This is a genomic window from Ruegeria sp. AWH4_226 (genome assembly GCF_056159225.1).
In genome coordinates, this window is the sequence record NZ_JBSWUU010000001.1 from 1,108,375 (window position 1) to 1,130,731 (window position 22,357).

General features: G+C 56.5%; 21 protein-coding genes. 16 read left to right on the forward strand and 5 right to left on the reverse strand.

Annotation, left to right across the window (positions count from 1 at the left end; all coding sequences use genetic code 11):
- Positions 1-114: 114 nt before the first annotated feature.
- The gene (gene pdxH, locus ACXAET_RS05355) at positions 115-720 is read right to left on the reverse strand and encodes a pyridoxamine 5'-phosphate oxidase (RefSeq protein ID WP_475182198.1); all 606 of its coding nucleotides are present in this window, start codon (positions 718-720) and stop codon (positions 115-117) included.
- Positions 721-855: 135 nt separating this feature from the next.
- Here pdxH and fabI point away from each other — a divergent pair, with 135 nt between their 5' ends.
- The 5 genes from fabI to trpE all read left to right on the forward strand — a co-directional run bounded on the left by fabI (position 856) and on the right by trpE (position 6,826).
- Entirely contained in the window at positions 856-1,662 is an 807-nt protein-coding gene (gene fabI, locus ACXAET_RS05360; protein ID WP_475182201.1) for an enoyl-ACP reductase FabI, read from the forward strand.
- 3 nt (positions 1,663-1,665) lie between these two features.
- Positions 1,666-2,175 (forward strand): xanthine phosphoribosyltransferase, encoded by a 510-nt coding sequence (gene gpt, locus ACXAET_RS05365; protein ID WP_475182205.1) that lies wholly within the window; start codon positions 1,666-1,668, stop codon positions 2,173-2,175.
- A gap of 27 nt (positions 2,176-2,202) precedes the next feature.
- Entirely contained in the window at positions 2,203-3,378 is a 1,176-nt protein-coding gene (locus ACXAET_RS05370; RefSeq protein ID WP_475182208.1) for an aminotransferase, read from the forward strand.
- A 79-nt stretch (positions 3,379-3,457) separates the two neighbouring features.
- The gene (locus ACXAET_RS05375) at positions 3,458-5,299 is read left to right on the forward strand and encodes a peptidyl-prolyl cis-trans isomerase (RefSeq protein ID WP_475182212.1); all 1,842 of its coding nucleotides are present in this window, start codon (positions 3,458-3,460) and stop codon (positions 5,297-5,299) included.
- Between the two features lie 12 nt (positions 5,300-5,311).
- A complete protein-coding gene (gene trpE / locus ACXAET_RS05380; protein ID WP_475182215.1) occupies positions 5,312-6,826 on the forward strand; it encodes an anthranilate synthase component I in 1,515 nt (504 codons plus the stop codon).
- Positions 6,827-6,864: 38 nt separating this feature from the next.
- Here the strand turns inward: trpE and ACXAET_RS05385 are convergent, their stop codons facing one another.
- A complete protein-coding gene (locus ACXAET_RS05385) occupies positions 6,865-8,454 on the reverse strand; it encodes a divergent polysaccharide deacetylase family protein (RefSeq protein ID WP_475182218.1) in 1,590 nt (529 codons plus the stop codon).
- Positions 8,455-8,648: 194 nt separating this feature from the next.
- On the opposite strand from ACXAET_RS05385, the gene ACXAET_RS05390 reads away from it, so the two are divergent.
- The 6 genes from ACXAET_RS05390 (at position 8,649) to lexA (ending at position 13,474) form a co-directional block, all read left to right on the forward strand.
- Entirely contained in the window at positions 8,649-9,230 is a 582-nt protein-coding gene (locus ACXAET_RS05390) for an anthranilate synthase component II (protein WP_475187104.1), read from the forward strand.
- Positions 9,227-10,246, forward strand: coding sequence for an anthranilate phosphoribosyltransferase (trpD, locus tag ACXAET_RS05395; RefSeq protein ID WP_475182222.1), 1,020 nt, complete (start codon positions 9,227-9,229; stop codon positions 10,244-10,246). The genes ACXAET_RS05390 and trpD overlap by 4 nt, the downstream gene beginning before the upstream one ends.
- The gene (gene trpC, locus ACXAET_RS05400; RefSeq protein ID WP_475182226.1) at positions 10,243-11,055 is read left to right on the forward strand and encodes an indole-3-glycerol phosphate synthase TrpC; all 813 of its coding nucleotides are present in this window, start codon (positions 10,243-10,245) and stop codon (positions 11,053-11,055) included. The genes trpD and trpC overlap by 4 nt, the downstream gene beginning before the upstream one ends.
- Positions 11,055-11,528, forward strand: a complete 474-nt coding sequence (gene moaC / locus ACXAET_RS05405) for a cyclic pyranopterin monophosphate synthase MoaC (protein ID WP_475182229.1) — start codon at positions 11,055-11,057, stop codon at positions 11,526-11,528. Before trpC ends, moaC begins: the two co-directional genes overlap by 1 nt.
- Positions 11,525-12,697 carry a molybdopterin molybdotransferase MoeA gene (locus tag ACXAET_RS05410; protein ID WP_475182232.1) on the forward strand — a complete coding sequence of 391 codons (1,173 nt, stop codon included), beginning with the start codon at positions 11,525-11,527 and terminating at the stop codon, positions 12,695-12,697. Before moaC ends, ACXAET_RS05410 begins: the two co-directional genes overlap by 4 nt.
- Positions 12,698-12,775: 78 nt before the next feature.
- Entirely contained in the window at positions 12,776-13,474 is a 699-nt protein-coding gene (gene lexA, locus ACXAET_RS05415; protein WP_475182237.1) for a transcriptional repressor LexA, read from the forward strand.
- On the opposite strand, the gene ACXAET_RS05420 is transcribed toward lexA, so the two are convergent.
- Positions 13,468-15,519, reverse strand: a complete 2,052-nt coding sequence (locus tag ACXAET_RS05420; RefSeq protein WP_475182242.1) for a ComEC/Rec2 family competence protein — start codon at positions 15,517-15,519, stop codon at positions 13,468-13,470. The two genes, lexA and ACXAET_RS05420, sit on opposite strands and share 7 nt — an antisense overlap.
- Positions 15,520-15,598: 79 nt before the next feature.
- Between ACXAET_RS05420 and gltX the strand changes: the two genes are divergently transcribed.
- A complete protein-coding gene (gltX, locus tag ACXAET_RS05425; RefSeq protein WP_475182246.1) occupies positions 15,599-16,999 on the forward strand; it encodes a glutamate--tRNA ligase in 1,401 nt (466 codons plus the stop codon).
- Positions 17,000-17,120: 121 nt separating this feature from the next.
- On the forward strand, positions 17,121-18,416 hold the full coding sequence (gltA, locus tag ACXAET_RS05430) for a citrate synthase (RefSeq protein ID WP_475187107.1): 1,296 nt from the start codon (positions 17,121-17,123) through the stop codon (positions 18,414-18,416).
- 45 nt (positions 18,417-18,461) lie between these two features.
- On the opposite strand, the gene ACXAET_RS05435 is transcribed toward gltA, so the two are convergent.
- Complete coding sequence (locus tag ACXAET_RS05435; protein WP_475182250.1) at positions 18,462-19,526, reverse strand: PA0069 family radical SAM protein; 1,065 nt, start codon at positions 19,524-19,526, stop codon at positions 18,462-18,464.
- 299 nt (positions 19,527-19,825) lie between these two features.
- On the opposite strand from ACXAET_RS05435, the gene ACXAET_RS05440 reads away from it, so the two are divergent.
- Complete coding sequence (locus tag ACXAET_RS05440) at positions 19,826-20,524, forward strand: corrinoid protein (RefSeq protein WP_068331454.1); 699 nt, start codon at positions 19,826-19,828, stop codon at positions 20,522-20,524.
- 83 nt (positions 20,525-20,607) lie between these two features.
- Positions 20,608-21,273: a DUF1638 domain-containing protein gene (locus ACXAET_RS05445; protein ID WP_475182255.1), complete on the forward strand. Its 666-nt coding sequence runs from the start codon at positions 20,608-20,610 to the stop codon at positions 21,271-21,273.
- Between the two features lie 6 nt (positions 21,274-21,279).
- On the opposite strand, the gene ACXAET_RS05450 is transcribed toward ACXAET_RS05445, so the two are convergent.
- Entirely contained in the window at positions 21,280-21,690 is a 411-nt protein-coding gene (locus ACXAET_RS05450) for a SufE family protein (protein ID WP_475182261.1), read from the reverse strand.
- Positions 21,691-21,829: 139 nt separating this feature from the next.
- Here ACXAET_RS05450 and ACXAET_RS05455 point away from each other — a divergent pair, with 139 nt between their 5' ends.
- Positions 21,830-22,357, forward strand: coding sequence for a hypothetical protein (locus tag ACXAET_RS05455; RefSeq protein ID WP_475182262.1), 528 nt, complete (start codon positions 21,830-21,832; stop codon positions 22,355-22,357).

A 22,357-nucleotide genomic window follows, 5' to 3' on the forward strand; every position in this document is an offset into this window, starting at 1 on the left:
CTAACGCGAATGTTAACTGCTCGTTAAGGGTCCGATGTGTATGAAATTGTCGCGCAAATTCAAGTTGAAAAAAACCTTTAATTCCTGCGTGTTGCATTTCACGATATGCGAACGTCATGGATTCAACCTTTGCACTTCCCATGCCGAGCCTGCCTGATCCCGGCGCCACTGGAACCGGTCATGCAGACGGAACGCCCCATCGGCCCAGAACTCGATCTCTGTCGGCACCAACCTGTATCCACCCCAGAATGGTGGTCGTGGCGGGTTAGGTCCCAATTTCGCGGTCACCTTTGCAACCTCTGCCATCAATGCAGACCGGCTGCTGAGAGGCTGGGACTGCTTTGACGCCCATGCCCCCAGACGACTTTTCAACGAACGAGAGGCATAGTATTCATCTGCCTGCGGCCCGGTTTCACGTGTTATTGTACCACGAACACGGATTTGACGCCGCAATGATTTCCAATGCATCACAAAAGCCGCTTTTCCCGCTGTGTCCAGCTCTGCCGCCTTGGCGCTTTCGTAATTGGTATAGAAAACAAAAGCGTCGGATTCGATTTCTTTTAGCAGAACCATGCGCGCATTGGGCATGCCATCGCTATCGACGGTCGCCAGCGCAATTGCGTTGGGATCATTCGGTTCAGTGTCCTGAGCTTCTGCCAGCCACCGTCCCGCAATTGCAAAAGGATCGGTGCCAGCAAAAATGCCGTCACGCTCTGTCATTTCCATCCCCCGGAAACTTTTAAGTTACACCCTAGGGCGAGAACCCGCTGCGAGCAAGAGTTCACGGCCTTGATGGAACGCATCCAATGGCATAAACCAACGCAACAAATCGCGACGACAGGCGGAGAACCACACATGTCAAATCAGTTGATGGCCGGCAAACGCGGCCTCATCATGGGACTGGCCAATGATAAATCGATCGCATGGGGGATTGCCCGCGCTCTTTCCGATGCCGGGGCCGAGTTGGCCTTTTCCTATCAGGGTGATGCGTTAAAAAAGCGGGTCGATCCATTGGCGGCACAGCTTGGCAGTGAAATCGTTCTGCCCTGCGATGTCAGTGATGAGGCGTCAATTGATACCTTGTTCACTTCGCTCGAAGAAAAATGGGGCAAACTGGACTTTGTTGTTCACGCGATCGGCTTTTCCGACAAGAACGAGCTTCGGGGCCGTTACGTCGATACCAGCCGCGCGAATTTTAAGCTGACTATGGACGTGTCTGTTTATTCCTTCACGGCCGTGATGCAACGCGCCGAGAAAATGATGTCCGAAGGAAGCAGCGCGATTACGCTTACCTATTACGGCGCCGAACAGGTTATGCCGCATTATAACGTCATGGGCGTTGCCAAGGCAGCATTGGAAGCATCGGTCAAATATCTGGCCGAGGATCTGGGCAAGGACGGTATCCGCGTCAACTCAATCTCGGCCGGTCCTATCAAGACTCTGGCCGCCAGTGGCATCGGCGATTTCCGATACATTATGAAATGGAACGAATATAACTCGCCCCTGCGCCGCAACGTGACCATTGATGATGTCGGCAGATCGGCGCTTTATCTCTTGTCTGATCTCAGCAGCGGCGTGACTGGAGAGAACCTGCACGTAGATTCAGGATATCATATCGTCGGCATGAAAGCCGTCGACGCCCCTGACGTTGAAAAGGGTTAAGTCATGAGCGCCAAGGACCGTCTGCCCCACGAAAAGGGCTTTCACATAAGCTGGGACCAAATTCATCGCGACTCGCGCGCGTTGGCGTGGCGTCTGGACGGGCAAGGCCCAGATGACGGTGCCTGGCGTGCCGTAGTTGCGATCACGCGCGGCGGTATGGCACCCGCGATGATTGTCAGCCGTGAACTGGACATTCGTACCGTTGATACGATCAGCGTGCGCTCATACCATCATCAGGCACAAGGCGAGGCTGAGGTTCTCAAGGCTCCGGACGCTGAACTCATGGGCGATGGCGAAGGCATTTTGATCATCGACGATCTGGTCGATAGTGGCAAAACCCTTGAGCTCGTCCGCGCAATGTACCCCAAAGCGCATTTTGCGACTGTTTACGCAAAACCCAAAGGTCGCCCGATGGTGCACACGTTTATCACCGAGGTCAGTCAAGACACCTGGATCTTTTTCCCTTGGGATATGGCCCTGCAATATGTTGAGCCGTATCGCGGCACCGACTGATCGTTTGCAGAACTTCAAGGACCACGCATGACCCTGACACGTACCGCTGCTACGTTCGCCCCTCCGGTGATGGAGGCGCGGCGATGGTTGGAAGGTGTGGTTTTTCCTGAAAACCGCCCTTTGATCAATGTCAGTCAGGCCGCACCAGTGGATCCGCCGCCCTTGGCTATGCGTCAGGCAATGGCCGAATTCGCTGTAACCGAAGACCGCGCTCATCTTTACGGTCCGGTGCTTGGAAACCCCGAGCTGAGGGCCGCGCTTGCGGCGCAAATTGGTCAGCACTACGGGGCCAACGTGGGTGCGGATCAGGTGGCTATTACATCGGGGTGCAATCAAGCCTTTGCCGCCGTTATCACCGCGATTACGGATCAGGGGTATGAGGTTATTCTGCCAACGCCATGGTATTTCAATCACAAAATGTGGTTGGACATGGCTGGCGTAAATGCCATCGACCTTCAAACCGGGGACGATTTGCTGCCCGATGCAAAGGCCGCCCGCGCGCTGATCACCGACAAGACTCGCGCCATAGCGTTGGTGACGCCCAACAACCCGGGCGGAGTTGAGTATCCCAGCGATTTGGTCCGCGCGTTTTACGATCTGGCTCGCGAGACTGGTATTCATCTCGTTGTGGATGAGACCTATCGCGATTTCGACAGCCGCAGCGGCCCGCCCCACGATTTGTTCAGCCAACCCGGGTGGGAAGACACTCTGGTCCACCTCTATTCTTTTTCCAAAGCCTATCGCCTGACCGGACATCGGGTTGGCGCGATTGCCAGCGGAGCAAGCCTGTTGAGGGAAGTTGAGAAATTCCTCGACACAGTCGCGATCTGCCCCAGCCAGATCGGCCAATTCTCGGCGCTTTGGGGTATGCAGAACCTGTCGCAGTGGGTTGCGCAGGAACGCGACGAAATCCTCAACCGGCGTGCCGCGATACAAGAGCATTTACCTCGCCTGACAGACAAGGGCTGGCGCTTGTTAGGTCTGGGTGCCTACTTCGCCTATTTTGAACATCCCTTTGACATCCCGTCGGACACGCTGGCGCGACGTCTGGTCCCCGAGGCCGGCATTCTTCTGCTGCCAGGGACCATGTTCATGCCCGACGGCGACCCGGCTGGAAAGCGTCAGGTTCGCATAGCGTTCGCCAATCTCGACCGGTCGGGAATCGCGCAATTGTTCGAACGGCTGCAAGCACTGTCCTTCTAAGCTTGCCCCTCGGCGGTGCGCGTCGTATTCAAGGCGTCAACCGACAGGGCAGATCCTTGCCACAGAACAAGAGGGCACCATGGCCGCAGGCATGAAAAACCTATCGAAAACCTTCGTCTGGATACTGATGGGCCTGCTGTTCGTAGGCCTAGCAGGCTTTGGCGCAACCAACCTGACAGGGACGGTGCGTTCTGTTGCGCAGGTCGGAAACGAAGATATCTCGGTCAACGAATACGTGCGCGAACTTCAGCGCGAAATCCGTGCCGTAGAACAGCAAACCGGGCAACCTTTGCAAATGTCGCAGGCGCATGAGATCGGATTGGATCGACTGGCCTTGTCCCGCCTGACCGCTCTGGCTGCGCTGGATAATGAGGTTGGCGAACTTGGCATCTCCATCGGCGACGAAAACCTGCAACAGGAAATCCTCGCAATCCCCGCTTTTCAAGGTGTAAACGGCAGCTTTGACCGCGAAGCCTATCAATTTCAACTGGAACAGGTTGGGATGACGGATTCCGAGTTCGAGTCGGATTTACGCAAGGAGTCCTCGCGTACGATCGTCCAAAACGCGGTGATTAGTGGGGTGGAAATGCCTGCTGTCGTGACGCAGGTGCTGACCGACTATATCGCCGCGCGTCGCAGTTTTACTGTTGCTACGGTGTCGCCAGATGCTCTGGAGTCGCCCGTTGCCGCACCGACGGATGAACAGATCAAGGCCTATTACGATGAAAACCAGGATCAGTTTACCCTGCCCCGCACCAAACAGCTGACCTACGTGATCTTGTCCCCCGACATGCTGTTGGACAGCGTTGAGGTCGATGACGAGATGGTGCGCAGACTCTACGATCAGCGCGCGTCCGAGTTCTTTCAGCCCGAACGTCGTCTGGTCGAACGCCTGACGTATCCGAATGAAGAAGCGGCAGAGCATGCGATGGCTCAGCTTGAGGTTGGCGGCACCACGTTTGAAAACCTCGTGCTTGATCGACAGTTGGAACTTAGCGATATCGACCTCGGCGATGTCACCCGCGAGGATCTGGGCGAAGCTGCCGATGCCGTTTTTGCCGCTGAACTGGACACAGTGGTAGGCCCGTTGCCTTCGACCTTTGGCCCCGCGTTGTTTCGCGTCAACGGCGCGCTGGCCGAAAACAGCACACCATTCGAAGAGGCAGCCCCTGCCCTGCGCGAGGAACTGGCCGCAGATCGCGCCCGTCGTCAGATTGAGGCGCAGGCAGAAGGGATCAATGACCTGCTTGCTGGTGGCGCAACCTTGGAAGAGGTGGTTCAGGAAACCGACATGGAGTTGGGTCAAATGGATTGGACCCGTCAGAGCGATGATGGCGTCGCGGCGTATGACGGGTTTCGTACGGTTGCCGAAGCTGTGAACGAGGGAGACTTTCCCGAAGTCGGCTTTCTTGAAGATGGCTCAATCTTTGCCCTGCGTCTGAACGAGGTTTTGCCCCAACGCCCCGAACCACTGGAAAGCGCACGTGACCGTGTCGCTGCGGCCTGGACTTTGACTGAGACCAACAAGGCACTGGAAGATCAGGCCAAGTCAGTCCTTGAGTCATTGAAAGAGGACGGGGATTTCAATGTCACTGGCCTGCCTTTCCGCGTAGAGAATGCGCTGACCCGCACTGCCTTTCTGGACGATGTTCCGGCAGATTTCATGACCCAGGTCTTCGAGATGGAAGTGGGCGAGATGCGCGTCATACCCGGTGCGGGTTCGGCCTTTGTCGTCCGCCTTGATGAAACGCTGCCGCCTGCGGAAACCGACGAATTGCGCCAGGCCCAATCCGCGCTAGAGGCGCAGATGAACCAGGCGCTGGCCCAGAACATCTTCGACGCGTTTGTGCGGGACGCACAGGCCCGCGCCCGGCCAGTCATTGACCAGCAAGCTTTGAACGCCGTTCAGTCGAGCTACTAAAAGAGACCGAAAATGGCCCTGACCCCCGAGTTCGACAGATTCGCCCGCGCCTATGAAGCTGGTGAAAACCAGATCGTGTACACGCGCCTGGCGGCAGATCTGGATACACCGGTGTCACTGATGCTCAAACTGACCGGAGCACAGAAAGACGCATTCATGCTGGAATCGGTGACCGGCGGTGAGGTTCGTGGCCGCTATTCGATCATCGGCATGAAGCCGGATTTGATCTGGCGGTGTCGGGGGGAAGCATCCGAATTGAACCGCTCGGCCCGCTTCGACACCGAGACGTTTGTGCCTCAGGATGGCAACCCGATGGACAACCTGCGTGCGCTGCTTGCAGAGAACCGGATTGATCTGCCCGACGACCTGCCGCAAGCCGCAGCAGGGCTGTTTGGATACCTAGGCTATGACATGGTGCGGTTGGTGGAATACCTGCCCGACGTGAACCCCGACCCGCTGGGCCTGCCCGATGCCATCATGCTGCGCCCATCCGTGGTTGCAGTTCTGGACGGCGTGAAGGGAGAGGTCACGGTCGTCTCGCCCGCCTGGGTGGCTGAGGGGCAATCAGCCAAAGCCGCTTACGCGCAGGCCGCCGAGCGTGTTATGGATGCCGTGCGCGATCTGGAACGCGCCATGCCCGCCGAAACCCGCGATCTGGGCGATGCGTCTGAGATTGCGCCGCCAGTTTCGAACTTCACAAAATCCGGTTACATGGAGGCCGTTGAAAAGGCCAAGGACTACATCCGCGCGGGCGATATCTTTCAGGTTGTCCCGGCGCAACGCTGGACGCAGGATTTCCCGCTGCCGCCTTTCGCCCTCTATCGTTCGCTGCGGCGAACGAACCCTTCGCCTTTTATGTTCTATTTTAACTTTGGTGGCTTTCAGGTTGTGGGGGCCAGCCCCGAAATCTTGGTACGTGTTTTCGGCAATCAGGTCACGATCCGACCAATCGCGGGTACCCGCCCGCGCGGCGCGACGCCAGAAGAGGACAAGGCCAATGAGGTCGACCTTCTGGCCGACAAGAAAGAACTGGCAGAGCATCTAATGTTGCTGGACCTTGGCCGCAACGATACGGGTCGTGTGGCCAAAATCGGCACGGTGCGCCCGACCGAAGAGTTCATCATCGAGCGCTACAGCCACGTAATGCACATTGTTTCTAACGTGGTCGGAGAGTTGGCTGAAGACAAAGACGCGCTGGATGCATTTTTTGCCGGGATGCCTGCTGGTACCGTCTCGGGTGCCCCGAAAGTGCGCGCGATGGAGATCATCGACGAGCTGGAGCCCGAGAAACGTGGCGTCTATGGCGGCGGTGTGGGCTACTTTAGCGCGGGCGGCGACATGGATATGTGCATCGCGCTGCGGACCGCAATCGTAAAGGATCAAAAGCTGTATATCCAGGCCGGTGGCGGTGTCGTCTATGATAGCGACCCCGAGGCCGAGTATATGGAGACGGTCCACAAATCCAACGCCATCCGACGCGCGGCCGCCGACGCAGCCCGGTTCATGGGCTCTGGAAACTCTCGATAAACGGCTTGCATTTCGACTGAGCCGTTTAGTGTTTCTAGTTACTGAATCTCTTTCATCATAACCGCCGAAATTGGTGCCATCGCAACGCGCCCGCCCCGATCTTCAAGACCCCAAAGCACAAGGGCTGAGATCGTATCAGGGCGAAGGCGGCCCAGCATTACTACTGTTCCTTCCTGACCGGCGCGAAACGCGGCTTGGTCAAGAAACCTGCGCATCAATTCCGGGTTCTGACGCGCGCCATCTATGTCACGAAAGATCACACTTGAAGGTACACCGTTTCGCGCGGCTAGCTTTTGCACGGTGTTCAGACCATTGTCCTGCGTGATCAGACCGCGCCCCGTTCCGGCGGCGATCGCAGCAACCTGATCGGCCAGTTTTCGATTGCCCTGAATACCTGATTTGACACCTTCGAGAATGCCAACAGTCTCAGGTAACGTGTCAAGCCAAACAGCCAGTGACACCTCAGCATCCTGCGCGCTGGCCGCTTCGGGTAGATCCGCCATGGCCAGTACCTCGAACCCGGCCTCGCGATGACGGGCCATTTTTTCGGCTGCCTCCGGGTCAGACGGGCTGACGGCAAAGCTGAGTGGATACGGGAAATCGCGCAAGGCCTCGGCCCCATATGCGCCCTCATCGTCGATCAGGATGATGGACATCAGCGGCTTAGCGTCGGGGTTTTCAAATTCGGCGGCGTAGGCCTCAATCGGTTTGCTTGGCGCGAGCGTAGCGGAGGTGGTGGAGCTAACCGGGGTGACGTCATCGCGCTCGGTCAATGGAAGGACGCGCTTTCCAACTGTCGGAACTGTTGGCGCGTCATCGGTTCCGCCGATTTGTGGAACCGAAGCAATCCGGGGCAAGTCGCGCGGCGCGGAGTCCTCGTCACCTTCAACGGCAATCGGGCTATCTACGAACGGATTCACTTCGTCTTCTGGCGTTTCAACAGCCGCAACCTCGGGTTCGGGCTGCGGTTCAACATCAGACGCTTCAGGCTGGGGCTGCGGTTCAACTTCAGCGGTTTTGGGGTCAGTCTTCGGTTCAACCTCGGCGACTTTTGGTTCGGGTATGGCTTCCGTTTCAACAGCCTCAGGCTCTGCTGTCTGTTCGGGCGTGGCTACTTCAGCGTTGGGTTGCGACTCGGCATTTGTGGTCTCTGGCTCAGCCTCAGCAATCGGCGCAGGCTGCGGTTCGGGGACGACGAGCGACACTTCGGGCAAAGCTTCTGCGCTTGGCGACGTTTGCGCAAGTGGTGGCGCTTGCGGTGCAACCGGCACCTCGGTCGCCACGGAAACGGCTGTCGAGCTTGGAATGTTAGGCGCATCGACCTGCGTCGCCGCCTCTTTCAATTCTGGCTGCGCTTCCGGCTCAACCTCCATATCCGTCAACTCGGCCAATGTATCGGTCTGATCGTCAACGGCGCTAGGCGTGGTCGGGGCGAGGTCCAGCACATCGGCGTCACCCACTGCATCAGTGGCGTCTATAATCGTTTCAGGAACTTCGACCACCTCAGGGGCCGGAGCCGTCACCGCCACGTCCGGTTCGTTCGTTAGGGGTGCGTTCAAAGACAACACAGCCCCCATCGCAAGTACAACGACCGTTCCCACGATCATCCCGCCGACAAATCCGCCCATAACAATTGCCTCTCGTCCTGGCCTTGCTTGAATACACACTCGCCGTCTACTGCAGCAGTTACTTGCGGCAACAGCAAGAACAGGATGTCCCCTTGACGCTGCCGCGCAAGCCTGAGCATGTATGTCCCGACATTATACCTTGGCGCGGGGCTGCATCGCCAGTCCGAAATGCCCAATCCGAGACAAGTGCCCAAATGCTGCTGCTGATCGACAACTACGACTCGTTTACCTACAACCTCGTCCACTATATAGGCGAACTTGGTGCCGAAATGGTCATTCGGCGAAACGATGCCCTGGATGTTCAAGAAGCCATGGCCATGAATCCGACGGGCATCCTGCTGAGTCCCGGGCCATGTGACCCTGACCAGGCCGGAATTTGCCTGGCTTTGACCCAAGCAGCAGCTGAGACAAAGACACCTTTACTGGGAGTGTGCTTGGGACATCAGACAATCGGACAGGCCTTTGGCGGTGACGTCATCCGGTGTCATGAGATTGTGCACGGAAAGATGGGCACCATGCACCATACAGGTAAAGGTCTGTTCGCTGGTTTGCCCTCACCGTTTGAGGCGACGCGTTATCACTCGCTGGTCGTTGATCCGAATACCCTGCCCGACTGTCTTGAGGTAACGGCAAAGTTGGAAGATGGCACGATAATGGGCTTGCAGCACAAAGACCTGCCGATCCATGGTGTTCAGTTCCACCCGGAATCCATCGCCTCCGAGCATGGTCATGCCCTGCTCAAGAATTTCCTGTCCGAGATGAAAGTTCCTGCATGAGCGACGCTCTGAAACCGTTGATCGGGGCCGCTGTTGACCGGCCCTTGACCCGCGCCGAGGCTGAACAGGCCTTTGGTATTCTTTTCGAAGGCCAGGCGACGCCCAGCCAAATTGGCGGCCTTCTTATGACCATGCGAACCCGTGGCGAGACGGTTGAAGAATATGCCGCCGCTGCCGCCGTGATGCGGGCAAAATGTCATGCAGTCAAAGCTCCGGCCGGTGCGATGGACATCGTTGGCACCGGCGGTGATGGCAAGGGTACGCTGAACATCTCGACCGCCACTGCCTTTGTTGTCGCGGGTGCTGGTGTACCCGTGGCCAAGCACGGCAACCGCAATCTCAGCTCAAAATCCGGGGCTGCTGACGCTTTGGGCCAGTTGGGGATCAACGTTATGGTCGGCCCGAAAGTTGTTGAAAAAGCACTGGAAGACGTTGGCATCGGCTTTATGATGGCGCCCATGCATCATCCGGCCATTGCCCATGTCATGCCGACCCGGCAGGAGCTTGGGACTCGCACCATTTTCAATATTCTCGGACCGTTGACGAACCCGGCTGGTGTCAAACGCCAGTTGACTGGTGCTTTCAGTCGCGAATTGATCCGCCCGATGGCCGAAACGCTGGGGTTACTGGGCGCGGAACATGCTTGGCTGGTTCACGGATCGGACGGTACTGATGAGCTGACCATAACTGGCGTAAGCTGGGTCGCGTCCCTTGAAGATGGGGTTGTCAAAGAGGTCGAACTGCACCCCGACGACGCGGGATTGCCGGTTCACCCGTTCGAAGACATCCTCGGCGGATCACCTGAAGAAAACGCAGTCGCTTTCCGCGCGCTGCTGGATGGAAAGCCCTCGGCCTACCGAGACGCTGTACTGCTGAATTCAGCCGCTGCGTTGGTGGTGGCGGACGCAGTTTCAAATTTGCGCGAAGGCGTCGCCATGGCCATCGAAAGCATCGACAGCGGAAAAGCAAAAGAAAAAATCGCCGCACTGGCCCGATTGACGCAGGAGGCCGCATGACCGAGACGGTACTGGATAGAATAAAAGCCTATAAGCTGGAGGAAATCGCTTCAGATAAAGCTGGTAAACCACTGGAAGAACTGGAAAGTGAGGCACAGGGCGCCCCTCAAGTTCGTGGTTTTTCCGAGGCTTTGCAGGTGTCTGCGCGCAGCGGTTATGGCCTGATTGCCGAGGTTAAGAAAGCCAGCCCCTCCAAAGGACTGATCCGCCCGGACTTTGATCCGCCATCACTAGCCAAGGCGTATGAAGACGGAGGGGCAGCCTGTCTGTCCGTGCTGACCGATACACCCAGTTTCCAAGGTGCTAAAGACTATTTGACTGCAGCCCGCGAGGCAACCTCGCTGCCAGTCTTGCGCAAGGACTTTATGTATGACCCCTATCAGGTGGTTGAGGCGCGGGCCTTGGGTGCGGACTGCATTTTGATCATCATGGCCTCCGTCGAAGATACCCAGGCCGTTGAACTGGAACAGACCGCGTTTGATTGGGGTATGGATGTCCTGATTGAGGTTCATGATGAAGCCGAACTTGAACGTGCGACTCAACTGAAGAGTTCACTGATAGGAATAAATAATCGCAATCTCAAGACTTTCGGGACGACTCTTGATACGACACGACGGTTGTCGAAACTGGTTCCCGCTGATCGAACAATTGTTTGCGAAAGCGGGCTGAGCACACCCGAAGATCTGGCCGATATTGCCAGATTTGGCGCGCGGTGTTTCCTGATTGGGGAAAGCCTGATGCGTCAGGATGATGTTGCAGCCGCCACGCGGAACCTGCTTGCCAACCCATTGGTCCCGGGAGTGATGTGATGCCCCTGACCCATTTTGACACGCAGGGCCAGGCACACATGGTTGATGTATCGGGAAAGGACGTGACCGACAGGGTGGCGGTTGCGGCAGCCTACATTAAGATGACGTCGGAAACCTTTGATTTAATATCGGAACGTCGGGCAAAAAAGGGTGACGTGTTGGGCGTAGCACGTCTTGCTGGCATCATGGGTGCGAAAAAGACGCCGGACTTGATCCCGCTGTGTCATCCTCTGCCTGTCACAAAAGTATCCATCGATCTGACGCTAGACCCTGATTTGCCGGGCGTTCAGATTCGGGCGACCGTAAAAACTTCGGGCCAGACCGGAGTGGAAATGGAGGCGCTGACCGCTGCCTCAACCGCCGCACTGACCGTGTATGACATGACCAAGGCAGTTGATAAGTCGATGGAAATTGGCGGCATTCGCGTACTGCTAAAAGATGGTGGTAAGTCAGGGCGTTACGAGGCGACATGATATCAGTTGAAGAAGCGCGGGCACTGCTTTTTGATCTTGTCTCACCACTCCATTCGGAACATGTCCCGCTTGCAGAAGCATCCGGACGTGTTCTGGCCGAGGATATGACGGCAACGCGCGATCAGCCGCCTTTTGCTGCATCCTCGATGGATGGCTATGCTCTGAAATCGACTGAGGCCGAGCTGCACGCCATGTTTGAAGTCATTGGTGAATCTGCGGCCGGGCGTCGGTTCGACGGTGTGGTTGGTGCGGGTCAGGCAGTGAGAATTTTTACTGGCGCCCCAGTGCCGGAAGGTGCAGATTTTATTTTAATTCAAGAAGATGCCGAAAGACGTAAAAGTCTGATTACCATCACTCAGAACCCTGGGCCGAAATCAAACATCCGACCTGCAGGCATAGACTTTTCAAAAGGCACCAAAATCGTCGCCCCACGCATTTTGCGCCCCGAAGACATTGCATTGATGGCTGCGATGAACATTCCTACCGTTCCTGTGACGCGCAAACCTGTGATCGCGTTGATCTCAACCGGGGATGAGTTGGTGATGCCCGGCGAAACTCCCGGCCCGGACCAGATCATTGCGTCGAACACCTTTGGATTAAAAGCACTGTTGGAAAACGCGGGCGCCCAGGTGCGCATTCTTCCAATAGCACGTGATACGGTTGCATCACTTGAAACGGCTTTTGGACTGGCCACCGGGGCCGATCTGGTCGTCACAATTGGCGGAGCATCTGTCGGGGATTATGATCTGGTCGCCGAAGTATCCCAGAGCCTAGGGATGGAGCGATCTTTCTACAAAATCCGCATGCGCCCCGGTAAGCCCCTGATGGCTGGGCGGTTGGGGAAAACCGCCATGGTGGGATTGCCAGGAAATCCAGTGAGTGCAATGGTTTGCGGCTATCTCTTCTTGCTTCCGATGCTTCGCCGTATGCTGGGTATCGAACAGGTTATCACTCCATTTAAAAGTGCGCGACTGGCCGAGCCAATCGGTAAGAATGGCCCACGTGAGCACTACATACGCGCTGTTCTTGGGGCTGACGGTATACGTGCTTGCGCGGATCAGGACAGTTCGCTGCTTAGCGTCCTGGCCCAAGCCAACGCCCTTTTGGTACGCGAACCACACGATCCAGCACGCCCCGCCGGTGATGAAGTCCAGTACCTACCTTTATAGTCCTCGTTCAAATCCATTGACACAAAACGTGAACATGCGTAGAACAAAAGAAAACGCACGACCGACGAGGTGAGAGCAATGCTGACCAAGAAACAGTTGGATTTGTTGGAATTCATCCACAAGCGCGTTCAGGTGGACGGTGTTCCGCCCAGCTTTGACGAAATGAAGGCCGCGCTGGATTTACGTTCAAAGTCCGGTATTCATCGCTTGATTACTGCGCTGGAAGAGCGTGGTTTTATCCGCCGGCTCGCCCATCGGGCCCGGGCAATTGAGATCGTGAAACTACCCGAAAGCCTCGGGGGCGAACCGACCGTCGCTTTTAAACCTCGGGTAATTGAAGGTGACAAACCGACAGGTCCGCGCCCTGCCAATTTTGAACCTGTGACGGTAGACGCAATGGAACTGCCGGTGATGGGCCGCATTGCTGCCGGTGTGCCTATCGAAGCCATTAGTCATGTGTCACATCGTGTTGCAGTGCCGGGCAGCATGGTCTCAGGCAAAGGGGAGCATTACGCGCTGGAGGTGCGTGGCGACTCGATGATCGACGCCGGCATCAATGACGGTGACGTCGTGGTGATCCGCGAAAGCAGAGTGGCCGACAATGGCGACATCGTTGTCGCTTTGGTTGAGGATCAGGAAGCCACGCTAAAACGCTTTTTCCGTCGCGGAAATGCCATCGCGCTGGAAGCAGCAAATCCAGCTTACGAAACCCGCGTTCTGCCCGAGGACAAAGTCAAAGTCCAAGGTCGGCTGGTCGGACTGATCCGCAGCTACTGATCTGACTTAAAGCCTCGGCCACCGCCCTCATCTGGGGACCACAACCTATGGCCGGTCGTTTCGCGGCTGGTTGTTATTCGGTCGCCAATAAGTGCGATGCTCCCCGTGTGCTTCAAAAGTTCGGGGTCAAAACGACCGCAATCCCCGCTCAGGTGCAGGTTTACCGCGGACACAACGATTTGGTGTTCGCTACATTCCTCAAAACCATTGGCGGCGCGCTTTCCTGTGATGTGAACCAGTTCTTTATCCTGCCAAACATACCGCCGGATAAAACCGGAGTTGGTTGGCCAACGACTTGCCGCTTTTACTTGATCCACACCGTCGCCGTCGTTCTCCAGCCAAACCGATGCAACAAAGCCGCTGCCTTTTTCCTTGCTCAGCGCTCGACCATTTACGGTCATTACACCCACCAGCCCGCCGGAATCAGCGATCAGAACCTCGGGACGGTGCCCTTGCCCCCAAAGCAAGAATGCCGCAACAACCGGAGCGATCCCAATCCATTTGGCCCGACCCCGCCACAGCGCCAGCCACAAAGCTCCTAGCGCAAACATGGGAAGGACATAGTGCGGCGGGCTAACGATATAGCCCTGTGCGCCGCTCAAACCCGCCACCTTCTCGGACACAGTCAGTATCCACTCCAACCCTAATCCCATGACGTGCAGCGCAATAGCCTCAAGCCCGAACGGAGCCAAGAGTGCCGCAACAAAAGCAGAAGGAACAACAATCGCACCCATCATCGGGACCGAGAGCATGTTGGCGAACAGGCCGTAGTGCGACATCGTGTTGAAATGCGCTGCACCGATCGGCGCGGTGGCCAATCCGGCAATAGCCGATGACAGAAAAAGACCGGCCACAGGCTTGAGCCATTTGGCGCCAGGCATCGGTCCGAAATCGCGGAGGCGACTGAACACTGCAACAAGCGCCGTGGTTGCAGCAAAGGACATTTGGAACCCGGGACTCAAAAGCGTTTCGGGTCGCAGGATCAAAACAATCATCGCGGCGACAGCAACAGCGCGCAGAGAAATTGCGCGGCGATCAATAAGGATGGCGCCCAGCATCACGCTAGCCATCACAAACGCACGTTCGGTTGCAACGTTCCCCCCGGACAGCAACAGGTAAAACGTGGCGGCGACCAGCGCAAAGAGCGCGGCCAGCTTGCGCACAGGCAACCTCAACGCCACAGCGGGAATGGCGGACATTGTCAATCGAAAGACCATAAACACAAACCCGGTCAGCAGCCCCATGTGCAGACCAGAAATCGCCAATAGATGCGCCAGGTTCGATGCGCGCAACGACCGGAGCGTGTCTTGCCCCATACCACTACGGTCACCAGTGGTAACCGCTGCCGCGAACCCTCCAACCTCACCCGGCAGGATTGAGCGTACCCGTTCGGAAATAGCCATTCGCAGGGCTGTAATGCGTACCCCTTCGGCTCCGTCGCTTGGCGGCGCAATCGTTACAACAGGGACACGCGTATATCCAACCGCACCAAGACGCTGAAACCAGGCGTGACGACGGAAATCGAACCCACCGGGCTCAACCGGCCCCTGAGGCGGCGACAGATGTCCCGTGGTCATGATCTTTTGACCCGGCGTCAAGGATGTCGATCCGCCATGCAATGAAAGTCGGACGCGCTGCGGTCGGCGGTCCGGGGGCACATCCCCTATACGCACCTGGTCCAGCGTCACGCGCAGCGCGTCCGACGCAGAGCGGTCCAAGGCAACGACCCTCCCCTCGATGGGGCCGTAGTAGCGCCAGGACAGGACCGGCTCTGCAACTGAGTGGGCCCGCGCACCCGCCAAGACAAACCCAGCGGCAATCAGCGCGGCCCCGAATGCCAACGGAGCCCAACCGGATTGCAGCGCAAGACCGATCCAGACCAACGCCGCAAGGGCAGCCAGAAGACAGGAATAGATCTGCCAACCCGGCTCAAACCGAAGGCTGAAGTAAAGGCCGACTCCAACGGCCAAACAAATCGGAGACCATTGGAACAGATACCCAGTCTGGTTCAGCACTGCGGCTTCAACCCGTGTCAGAACGCGCATGGTTGCCCCCGTCCTTAGGGCTCGTTAGACAGACGCCAAACTATGCCCGCCAAGGTTACCAAAAGGTTAATTTTCGATAATGCCCGATCAGGTTGTCACCCGTTTCGCCCCGTCGCCCACCGGCTTTCTGCATATTGGTGGTGCCCGCACTGCCCTGTTTAACTGGCTCTACGCGCGTGGCCGCGGTGGGAAGTTCCTGCTGCGGATCGAAGATACCGACCGCGAACGCTCGACTCCCGAAGCAACAGCAGCGATTCTGCAGGGTATGGAATGGCTTGGACTGGATCATGATGGTGATGTGATCAGCCAGTTCGAGGGCGCAGCGCGTCATGCCGAAGTGGCCCATCAGTTGCTGGCGGAAGGAAAGGCATACAAATGCTACTCGACCCAAGACGAAATCGCGGCTTTCCGGGAAAACGCGCGAGCTGAAGGCCAATCGACCCTGTTCCGCAGCCCTTGGCGTGACGCTGACCCGTCGACCCAACCGGATGCACCTTTTGTGATCCGCATCAAAGCACCTCAGGACGGAGCGACCGTGATCCGGGATCAGGTACAGGGTGACGTGACCATCCGCAACGATCAGTTGGATGACATGGTCCTGCTCCGCTCGGACGGTACGCCGGTCTATATGCTGGCAGTGGTCGTGGACGATCACGAGATGGGCGTGACCCACGTAATCCGGGGCGACGACCACCTGAACAATGCGGCGCGCCAAATGATGATCTATGAAGCGATGGGCTGGGACGTACCGGTTTGGGCGCACATTCCACTGATTCACGGCCCGGATGGCAAGAAGTTATCAAAACGACACGGCGCATTGGGAGCGCAGGAATATCAGGCAATGGGCTACCCAGCCGCCGGAATGCGCAACTACCTGGCGCGCCTCGGCTGGAGCCACGGTGACGATGAGTTTTTTACCGATGCTCAGGCGAAAGAATGGTTCGACCTTGACGGAATAGGGAAAAGCCCGGCTCGTTTCGATTTGAAAAAGCTCGAAAATCTCTGTGGCCAGCATATTGCTATCTCTGATGATGCTGCATTGCGGCATGAAATCGGCGCGTATCTGCAAGCCGCAGGGCAATCTGGTCTCACCGAGACACAAAATAGTGATTTGGAACGTGCGATGTATTGCCTCAAAGATCGCGCGCGTACATTCCCGGAATTGCTTGAAAAAGCTCAATTTGTATTGACATCACGACCGATTGAGATGGATGAGAAGGCCGCAAAAGCCTTAGATTCAGTATCCGATGGTATACTGAAAGAATTGACGCCGCATGTGCAAAATGCTAGCTGGTCGCGAGACGGACTGGAGGAGACGCTCAATGCCTTTGCAAACGACAAGGGCATAAAGTTCGGCAAGCTGGCTGCCCCCTTGCGGGCGGCGTTGGCAGGCCGTGCGGTAACTCCTTCGGTTTTTGACATGATGCTTGTGCTTGGGCGCGAAGAAACTCTGGCACGGCTTAACGACGCAGCGAACTGAAATTGGTTTTATATTCCGGTAACGCTGCTCCGCTACGAGACGATCAGCACATTAGTGCGTGACCGCAGACCGCTGTGCCGATAACTCGTTTGGCACGCGCATGAACGAAGAAGGGACAATGATGACCGACAGCCAAAAAACAGCTACCCTCACCATCCATGGCGAAAAACACGTGTTGCCGGTTCACTCGCCGACTGCTGGTCCGGATGTAATCGACATTCGTAAACTCTACAGCGACGCTGGCGTGTTTACTTATGACCCGGGTTTCACCTCGACAGCCAGCTGCGACAGCACCATCACCTATATCGACGGTGAAAAGGGTGAACTTCTGCATCGCGGCTATCCGATCGACCAACTGGCAGAAAAATCGCACTTCCTCGAAGTCTGCTACCTGCTTTTGTACGGAGAGCTGCCAGCCGCCAAAGAGTTGGAAAACTTTGAAACCACCATCACGCGCCACACCATGCTGCACGAACAAATGCAGTATTTCTATCGTGGCTTTCGCCGTGACGCGCATCCGATGGCGATCATGGTTGGTGTGGTCGGTGCCATGTCAGCGTTCTACCACGACTCGACCGACATCTCGGACCCTCATCAGCGCGAGGTCGCCTCTCACCGCCTGATCGCCAAAATGCCAACCATCGCGGCCTGGGCATATAAGTATCATACCGGCCAGCCGTTCGTGTATCCGCGCAACGATCTGGACTATGCCTCGAACTTTTTGCGCATGTGCTTCAGCGTTCCGGCCGAGGAATATGAGGTCAACCCGATCCTGAGCCGGGCAATGGATCGTATCTTTACCCTGCACGCTGACCACGAACAGAACGCCTCGACCTCGACCGTGCGTCTGGCGTCGTCTTCCGGTGCGAACCCATTTGCCTGCATCGCGGCTGGTATTGCCTGCCTGTGGGGTCCTGCTCATGGTGGTGCAAACCAAGCCTGTTTGGAAATGCTGGAAGAAATCGGCAGCGTTGACCACATCCCCGAGTTCATTGAACGCGCCAAGGACAAGAACGATCCGTTCCGCCTGATGGGCTTTGGTCACCGGGTTTACAAGAATTTCGACCCGCGTGCGAAGGTGATGAAGCAGTCGGCTGACGAAGTACTGGATCTGCTTGGCATCGAAAACAACCCGAAGCTTCAGGTCGCAAAAGCACTGGAAAAACAGGCTTTGGAGGATCCGTATTTCGCCGAGAAGAAACTGTTCCCCAACGTTGACTTCTACTCGGGTATTATCCTTGAGGCGATGGGCTTCCCGACCTCCATGTTCACGCCGATCTTTGCGCTGTCGCGCACCGTCGGTTGGGTGAGCCAGTGGAAAGAAATGATCGCTGATCCACAGAACAAAATCGGCCGCCCGCGCCAATTGTACCTGGGCGAAACCTTGCGCGACTACGTAGATATCGAAAAGCGCTGAAAGCACCAAATCCCAAAAGCCCCGGTCGATTGTCCGGGGCTTTTTCTATAGAAGGCTCAGTTGATCGCCAATCTGGGCAGGCCGCGCAAACAGATCAGATCTAAGAGGCGGCAGCTTCACAGCAAGGCCAAACCGTCTTACTGCCAGCTTGAACCGCTTGGCGATCAACTCGGCATACTCACCTTGTCCGCGCATGCGATGCCCCCACCGCGGATCATAGGCCCTGCCCCCATGCATGTCCCGTAGCTTGGACATGATTTTTTCGGCCCGCGCTGGTTCGTAAGTCTCCAGCCACTCTTGCCACAGAGTCGAGACTTCGCGCGGCAGGCGCAGCATTATCCAGCTTGCGGCATCCGCGCCCGCATCCCGGCCCGCCTCCAACAGATGTTCCAACTCGTGATCCGTAAGCCCCGGAATGATCGGTGAGGTCATGACACGTACGGGAACGCCCGCCTCGGTTAGACGACGAATAACGCCCAAACGACGCCGAGGCGATGGTGCGCGTGGCTCCATCCTGCGGGACAGCCCGGCGTCCAGCGTGGTCAGAGAAATCCCGACCCGCACCAAGCCTTGTTGCGCCATCGGGGCCAAAATATCCAAGTCACGCTCAATCAACGTTCCCTTCGTCACGATTCCGATCGGATGGTTGAACTCTTGTAAGACCGAGAGGCAATCCCTTGTAATCGAGCGTGTCTTTTCAATCGGCTGGTAAGGGTCAGTATTCGTCCCAAGGGCGATGGGAGCAACCTTGTATCCCTTCGCAGACAGCTCGCTACGCAGTACCTCGGCCGCGTTTGGCCGCGCGATCAGGCGCGTTTCGAAATCCAAACCTGGCGATAGGCCGAGATAGGCATGAGTCGGACGCGCAAAACAATAGACACAGCCATGCTCACACCCGCGATAGGGATTGATCGAGCGGTCGAAGGGCAAGTCTGGTGAGCGGTTATAAGTGATCAGGCTGCGCGCAAACTCGTCCCGCACATCCGTCCGAAGCGGTGGGATATCTTCTTCGATATCCCAACCGTCCTCACAGGGAACGGTGTTGAATTTCTCGAACCGTCCCGCGTTGTTTGTGGCAGTTCCCCGCCCCTTGATATGCGGCGCATCCATGTTTGTTCTTTCTTTGTTCTAATGCTTAGTAATAGTTAGAAAGAAGCAACCGAACAAGCACTCCATGCAAATTCATACGCTTGCACGCTGAATAACCCAAATGACACGCCGTAAATCTGTTGAGCGGAATGCAGGATAATCATGCAGATAATTCTGTCGTGGGACGTTAGAATCTGGCGTATAGGTCGGTCCCGAAACCACTGAGGTCGCAATCGTCACAGTAAAACTGCGACGTTTTGGCCAAAACGGAAAAAATGCCACCAAGGGCCGATGGTCCGAAAAGCTTAGGGAAACGCCCCATGTCCGATGAAGAAGACATCGTCCTGTCCGAACTGAATGACGACGAACTGGTCGAACAGATGTTCGACGATCTTTATGACGGCCTGAAAGAAGAAATTGAAGAAGGCGTGAACATCCTGCTGGAACGCGGCTGGACGCCTTATGACATTCTGACCAAAGCTCTGGTCGGCGGTATGACCATCGTTGGTCACGACTTCCGCGATGGTATCCTCTTTGTACCCGAGGTTCTGCTTGCGGCAAACGCGATGAAGGGTGGCATGACGATCCTCAAGCCGCTGTTGGCCGAAACCGGTGCACCACGTGTGGGCAAAATGGTTATCGGCACCGTGAAGGGCGACATCCACGACATTGGCAAAAACCTTGTGTCAATGATGATGGAAGGCGCAGGGTTCGAGGTGGTCGATATCGGAATCAACAACCCGGTCGAAAACTACCTTGAGGCGTTGGAGACTGAACAGCCGGACATTCTGGGCATGTCGGCCCTGCTGACCACGACCATGCCCTATATGAAAGTTGTGATCGACACGCTGGTCGAACAAGGCCTGCGCGAAGACTATATTGTTTTGGTCGGTGGCGCGCCGCTGAACGAAGAATTTGGCAAAGCGATCGGCGCGGATGCCTATTGCCGTGACGCGGCGGTCGCTGTTGAGACGGCCAAGACCTTCGTGTCTCGCAAACACAATCAACTGGCCGGCTGAACGGACAAAAAGACTGTTCCAAAGCCGTCCGGTCTGCGGGCGGCTTTTTTCGTGCCGGTCACGTACTATCTAAGGGGCGCATGATGCAGCCAACTGAATTGCCAGATGATGCCAGCCTGACAACCTCAGGTTACAACTCTGATTCCCAGGGGCGGATATTGTTGTTGGCCTGCGGCGCCCTTGCGCGTGAGATTCTGGACCTGAAGCGTCGAAATGGTTGGGATCACATGGCGCTGACTTGCCTGCCTGCAATCCTGCATATCCATCCAGAGAAAATCACTCAGGCCGTTCAGGAAGCCATCGAAAAACATCGCGAAGACTACGATCAGATTTTTGTCGTTTATGCTGACTGTGGCACCGGTGGTCTGCTAGAGAAAGCGTGTACTGAGTTGGGCGTTGAGATGGTCAAAGGCCCCCACTGCTATTCCTTTTTCGAGGGGAATCAAGCGTTTGAGACGCGAGGCGAAGATGAAACGACAGCGTTTTATCTCACCGACTTTCTGGCCCGCCAGTTCGATGCGTTTGTCTGGAAACCCCTTGGTTTGGATCGGCACCCCGAATTGCGCGATATGTATTTCGGTAATTACACGAAACTGATCTACCAAGCGCAGATCGATGATCCGAGCCTGACGGCCCGTGCTCGCGACTGTGCCGAACGGATGGGTCTGGAATTCGAACGGCGGTTTACCGGGTACGGCGACCTTGAAACCACCCTTGCTGAATGGGCGAACCGCAAACCTGTAGATTAGACCCTATCAGGCGTTCTCTTGCGCGACCTCACGAATGCGTTCGATCATAGCGCGCAAACCGTTCGAACGCTGCGCAGACAGGTGGTCGTTCAAGCCCAAACGTGCCAGCTCACCCCCAGCGTCGACCTTCGGAACCTCGCTGACCGATAAACCGTTGTACAAGGACCGTAAAACGGCGATCAGCCCTCGCACAATCAACGCGTCACTATCGCCGTCGAACCGAAAGACACCACCTTCGATGATCGGATGCAACCAGACTTGACTGGCACAGCCGTCAACCTTGGTGGCAGGAACTTTGAGCGCATCGTCCAATGGATCCATCGCTTTGCCCTGTTCAATGACATGACGATACCGGTCTTCCCAGTCCTCCAGGAACTCAAAATCCTCGACGATCTCTTCAAAGGCAGGTGTTGCCATGGTGCGGCGATCCTTTCATTGCAACCACAATTGTGAACTATGCCGCCGAACTATCCCTGTCCACCCCTTTGCGTGGCTTTTCAATCAGCGGAAAGTGCGATAACCCGTTGCAGGACTTACTGCTCTGGACGTTGGGACCATGCAAAAATCGTTTATTGTTCTCTTGGTGGCCACTCTGACCTTGTCTGCTTGTAACAGTTGGAGCAACTCTCGGGCGAACCCGTCTAATTGGTTTGGGTCCAGCTCGTCCACGGAAACAGTGGATACAGCCACCTATGATCCAAACGCCCTTGTGCCCGAAGTGTCAGAGGGCGGAGGTCTGTTTTCCCGACCAGTACCTGAGGATACCAGCGTTCCGATCACGCGAATTGATGAATTGAGGATTGATCCGACGCCTAACGGAGCGATCATATTTGCGTCAGGAACCGCAAGCCGACAAGGGGCTTACGACGCCCGGCTCGTTCGTTCTGAAAATGAAGAGAATCAGGAGAACGGCGTTTTGGAGTTCGTCTTTCGAGTGACTTATCCAGAAAGAGCGACAAATCAGGGAACCGAACGCTCACGCATGGTCTCGGACGCCATCAACATCAGCAGGGACGACTTGCAAGCCACCCGTTTGGTGCGGGTTGTCGGGCAGCAAAACACACTGGAATCACGGCGCCGCTAA

Excerpts from the sequence above, each read along its gene's own strand:
- pdxH (WP_475182198.1), bottom strand. The coding sequence starts at position 720 with ATGACAGAGCGTGACGGCATTTTTGCTGGCACCGATCCTTTTGCAATT.
- fabI (WP_475182201.1), top strand. The coding sequence starts at position 856 with ATGTCAAATCAGTTGATGGCCGGCAAACGCGGCCTCATCATGGGACTG.
- gpt (WP_475182205.1), top strand. The coding sequence starts at position 1,666 with ATGAGCGCCAAGGACCGTCTGCCCCACGAAAAGGGCTTTCACATAAGC.
- ACXAET_RS05370 (WP_475182208.1), top strand. The coding sequence starts at position 2,203 with ATGACCCTGACACGTACCGCTGCTACGTTCGCCCCTCCGGTGATGGAG.
- ACXAET_RS05375 (WP_475182212.1), top strand. The coding sequence starts at position 3,458 with ATGGCCGCAGGCATGAAAAACCTATCGAAAACCTTCGTCTGGATACTG.
- trpE (WP_475182215.1), top strand. The coding sequence starts at position 5,312 with ATGGCCCTGACCCCCGAGTTCGACAGATTCGCCCGCGCCTATGAAGCT.
- ACXAET_RS05385 (WP_475182218.1), bottom strand. The coding sequence starts at position 8,454 with ATGGGCGGATTTGTCGGCGGGATGATCGTGGGAACGGTCGTTGTACTT.
- ACXAET_RS05390 (WP_475187104.1), top strand. The coding sequence starts at position 8,649 with ATGCTGCTGCTGATCGACAACTACGACTCGTTTACCTACAACCTCGTC.
- trpD (WP_475182222.1), top strand. The coding sequence starts at position 9,227 with ATGAGCGACGCTCTGAAACCGTTGATCGGGGCCGCTGTTGACCGGCCC.
- trpC (WP_475182226.1), top strand. The coding sequence starts at position 10,243 with ATGACCGAGACGGTACTGGATAGAATAAAAGCCTATAAGCTGGAGGAA.
- moaC (WP_475182229.1), top strand. The coding sequence starts at position 11,055 with ATGCCCCTGACCCATTTTGACACGCAGGGCCAGGCACACATGGTTGAT.
- ACXAET_RS05410 (WP_475182232.1), top strand. The coding sequence starts at position 11,525 with ATGATATCAGTTGAAGAAGCGCGGGCACTGCTTTTTGATCTTGTCTCA.
- lexA (WP_475182237.1), top strand. The coding sequence starts at position 12,776 with ATGCTGACCAAGAAACAGTTGGATTTGTTGGAATTCATCCACAAGCGC.
- ACXAET_RS05420 (WP_475182242.1), bottom strand. The coding sequence starts at position 15,519 with ATGCGCGTTCTGACACGGGTTGAAGCCGCAGTGCTGAACCAGACTGGG.
- gltX (WP_475182246.1), top strand. The coding sequence starts at position 15,599 with ATGCCCGATCAGGTTGTCACCCGTTTCGCCCCGTCGCCCACCGGCTTT.
- gltA (WP_475187107.1), top strand. The coding sequence starts at position 17,121 with ATGACCGACAGCCAAAAAACAGCTACCCTCACCATCCATGGCGAAAAA.
- ACXAET_RS05435 (WP_475182250.1), bottom strand. The coding sequence starts at position 19,526 with ATGGATGCGCCGCATATCAAGGGGCGGGGAACTGCCACAAACAACGCG.
- ACXAET_RS05440 (WP_068331454.1), top strand. The coding sequence starts at position 19,826 with ATGTCCGATGAAGAAGACATCGTCCTGTCCGAACTGAATGACGACGAA.
- ACXAET_RS05445 (WP_475182255.1), top strand. The coding sequence starts at position 20,608 with ATGCAGCCAACTGAATTGCCAGATGATGCCAGCCTGACAACCTCAGGT.
- ACXAET_RS05450 (WP_475182261.1), bottom strand. The coding sequence starts at position 21,690 with ATGGCAACACCTGCCTTTGAAGAGATCGTCGAGGATTTTGAGTTCCTG.
- ACXAET_RS05455 (WP_475182262.1), top strand. The coding sequence starts at position 21,830 with ATGCAAAAATCGTTTATTGTTCTCTTGGTGGCCACTCTGACCTTGTCT.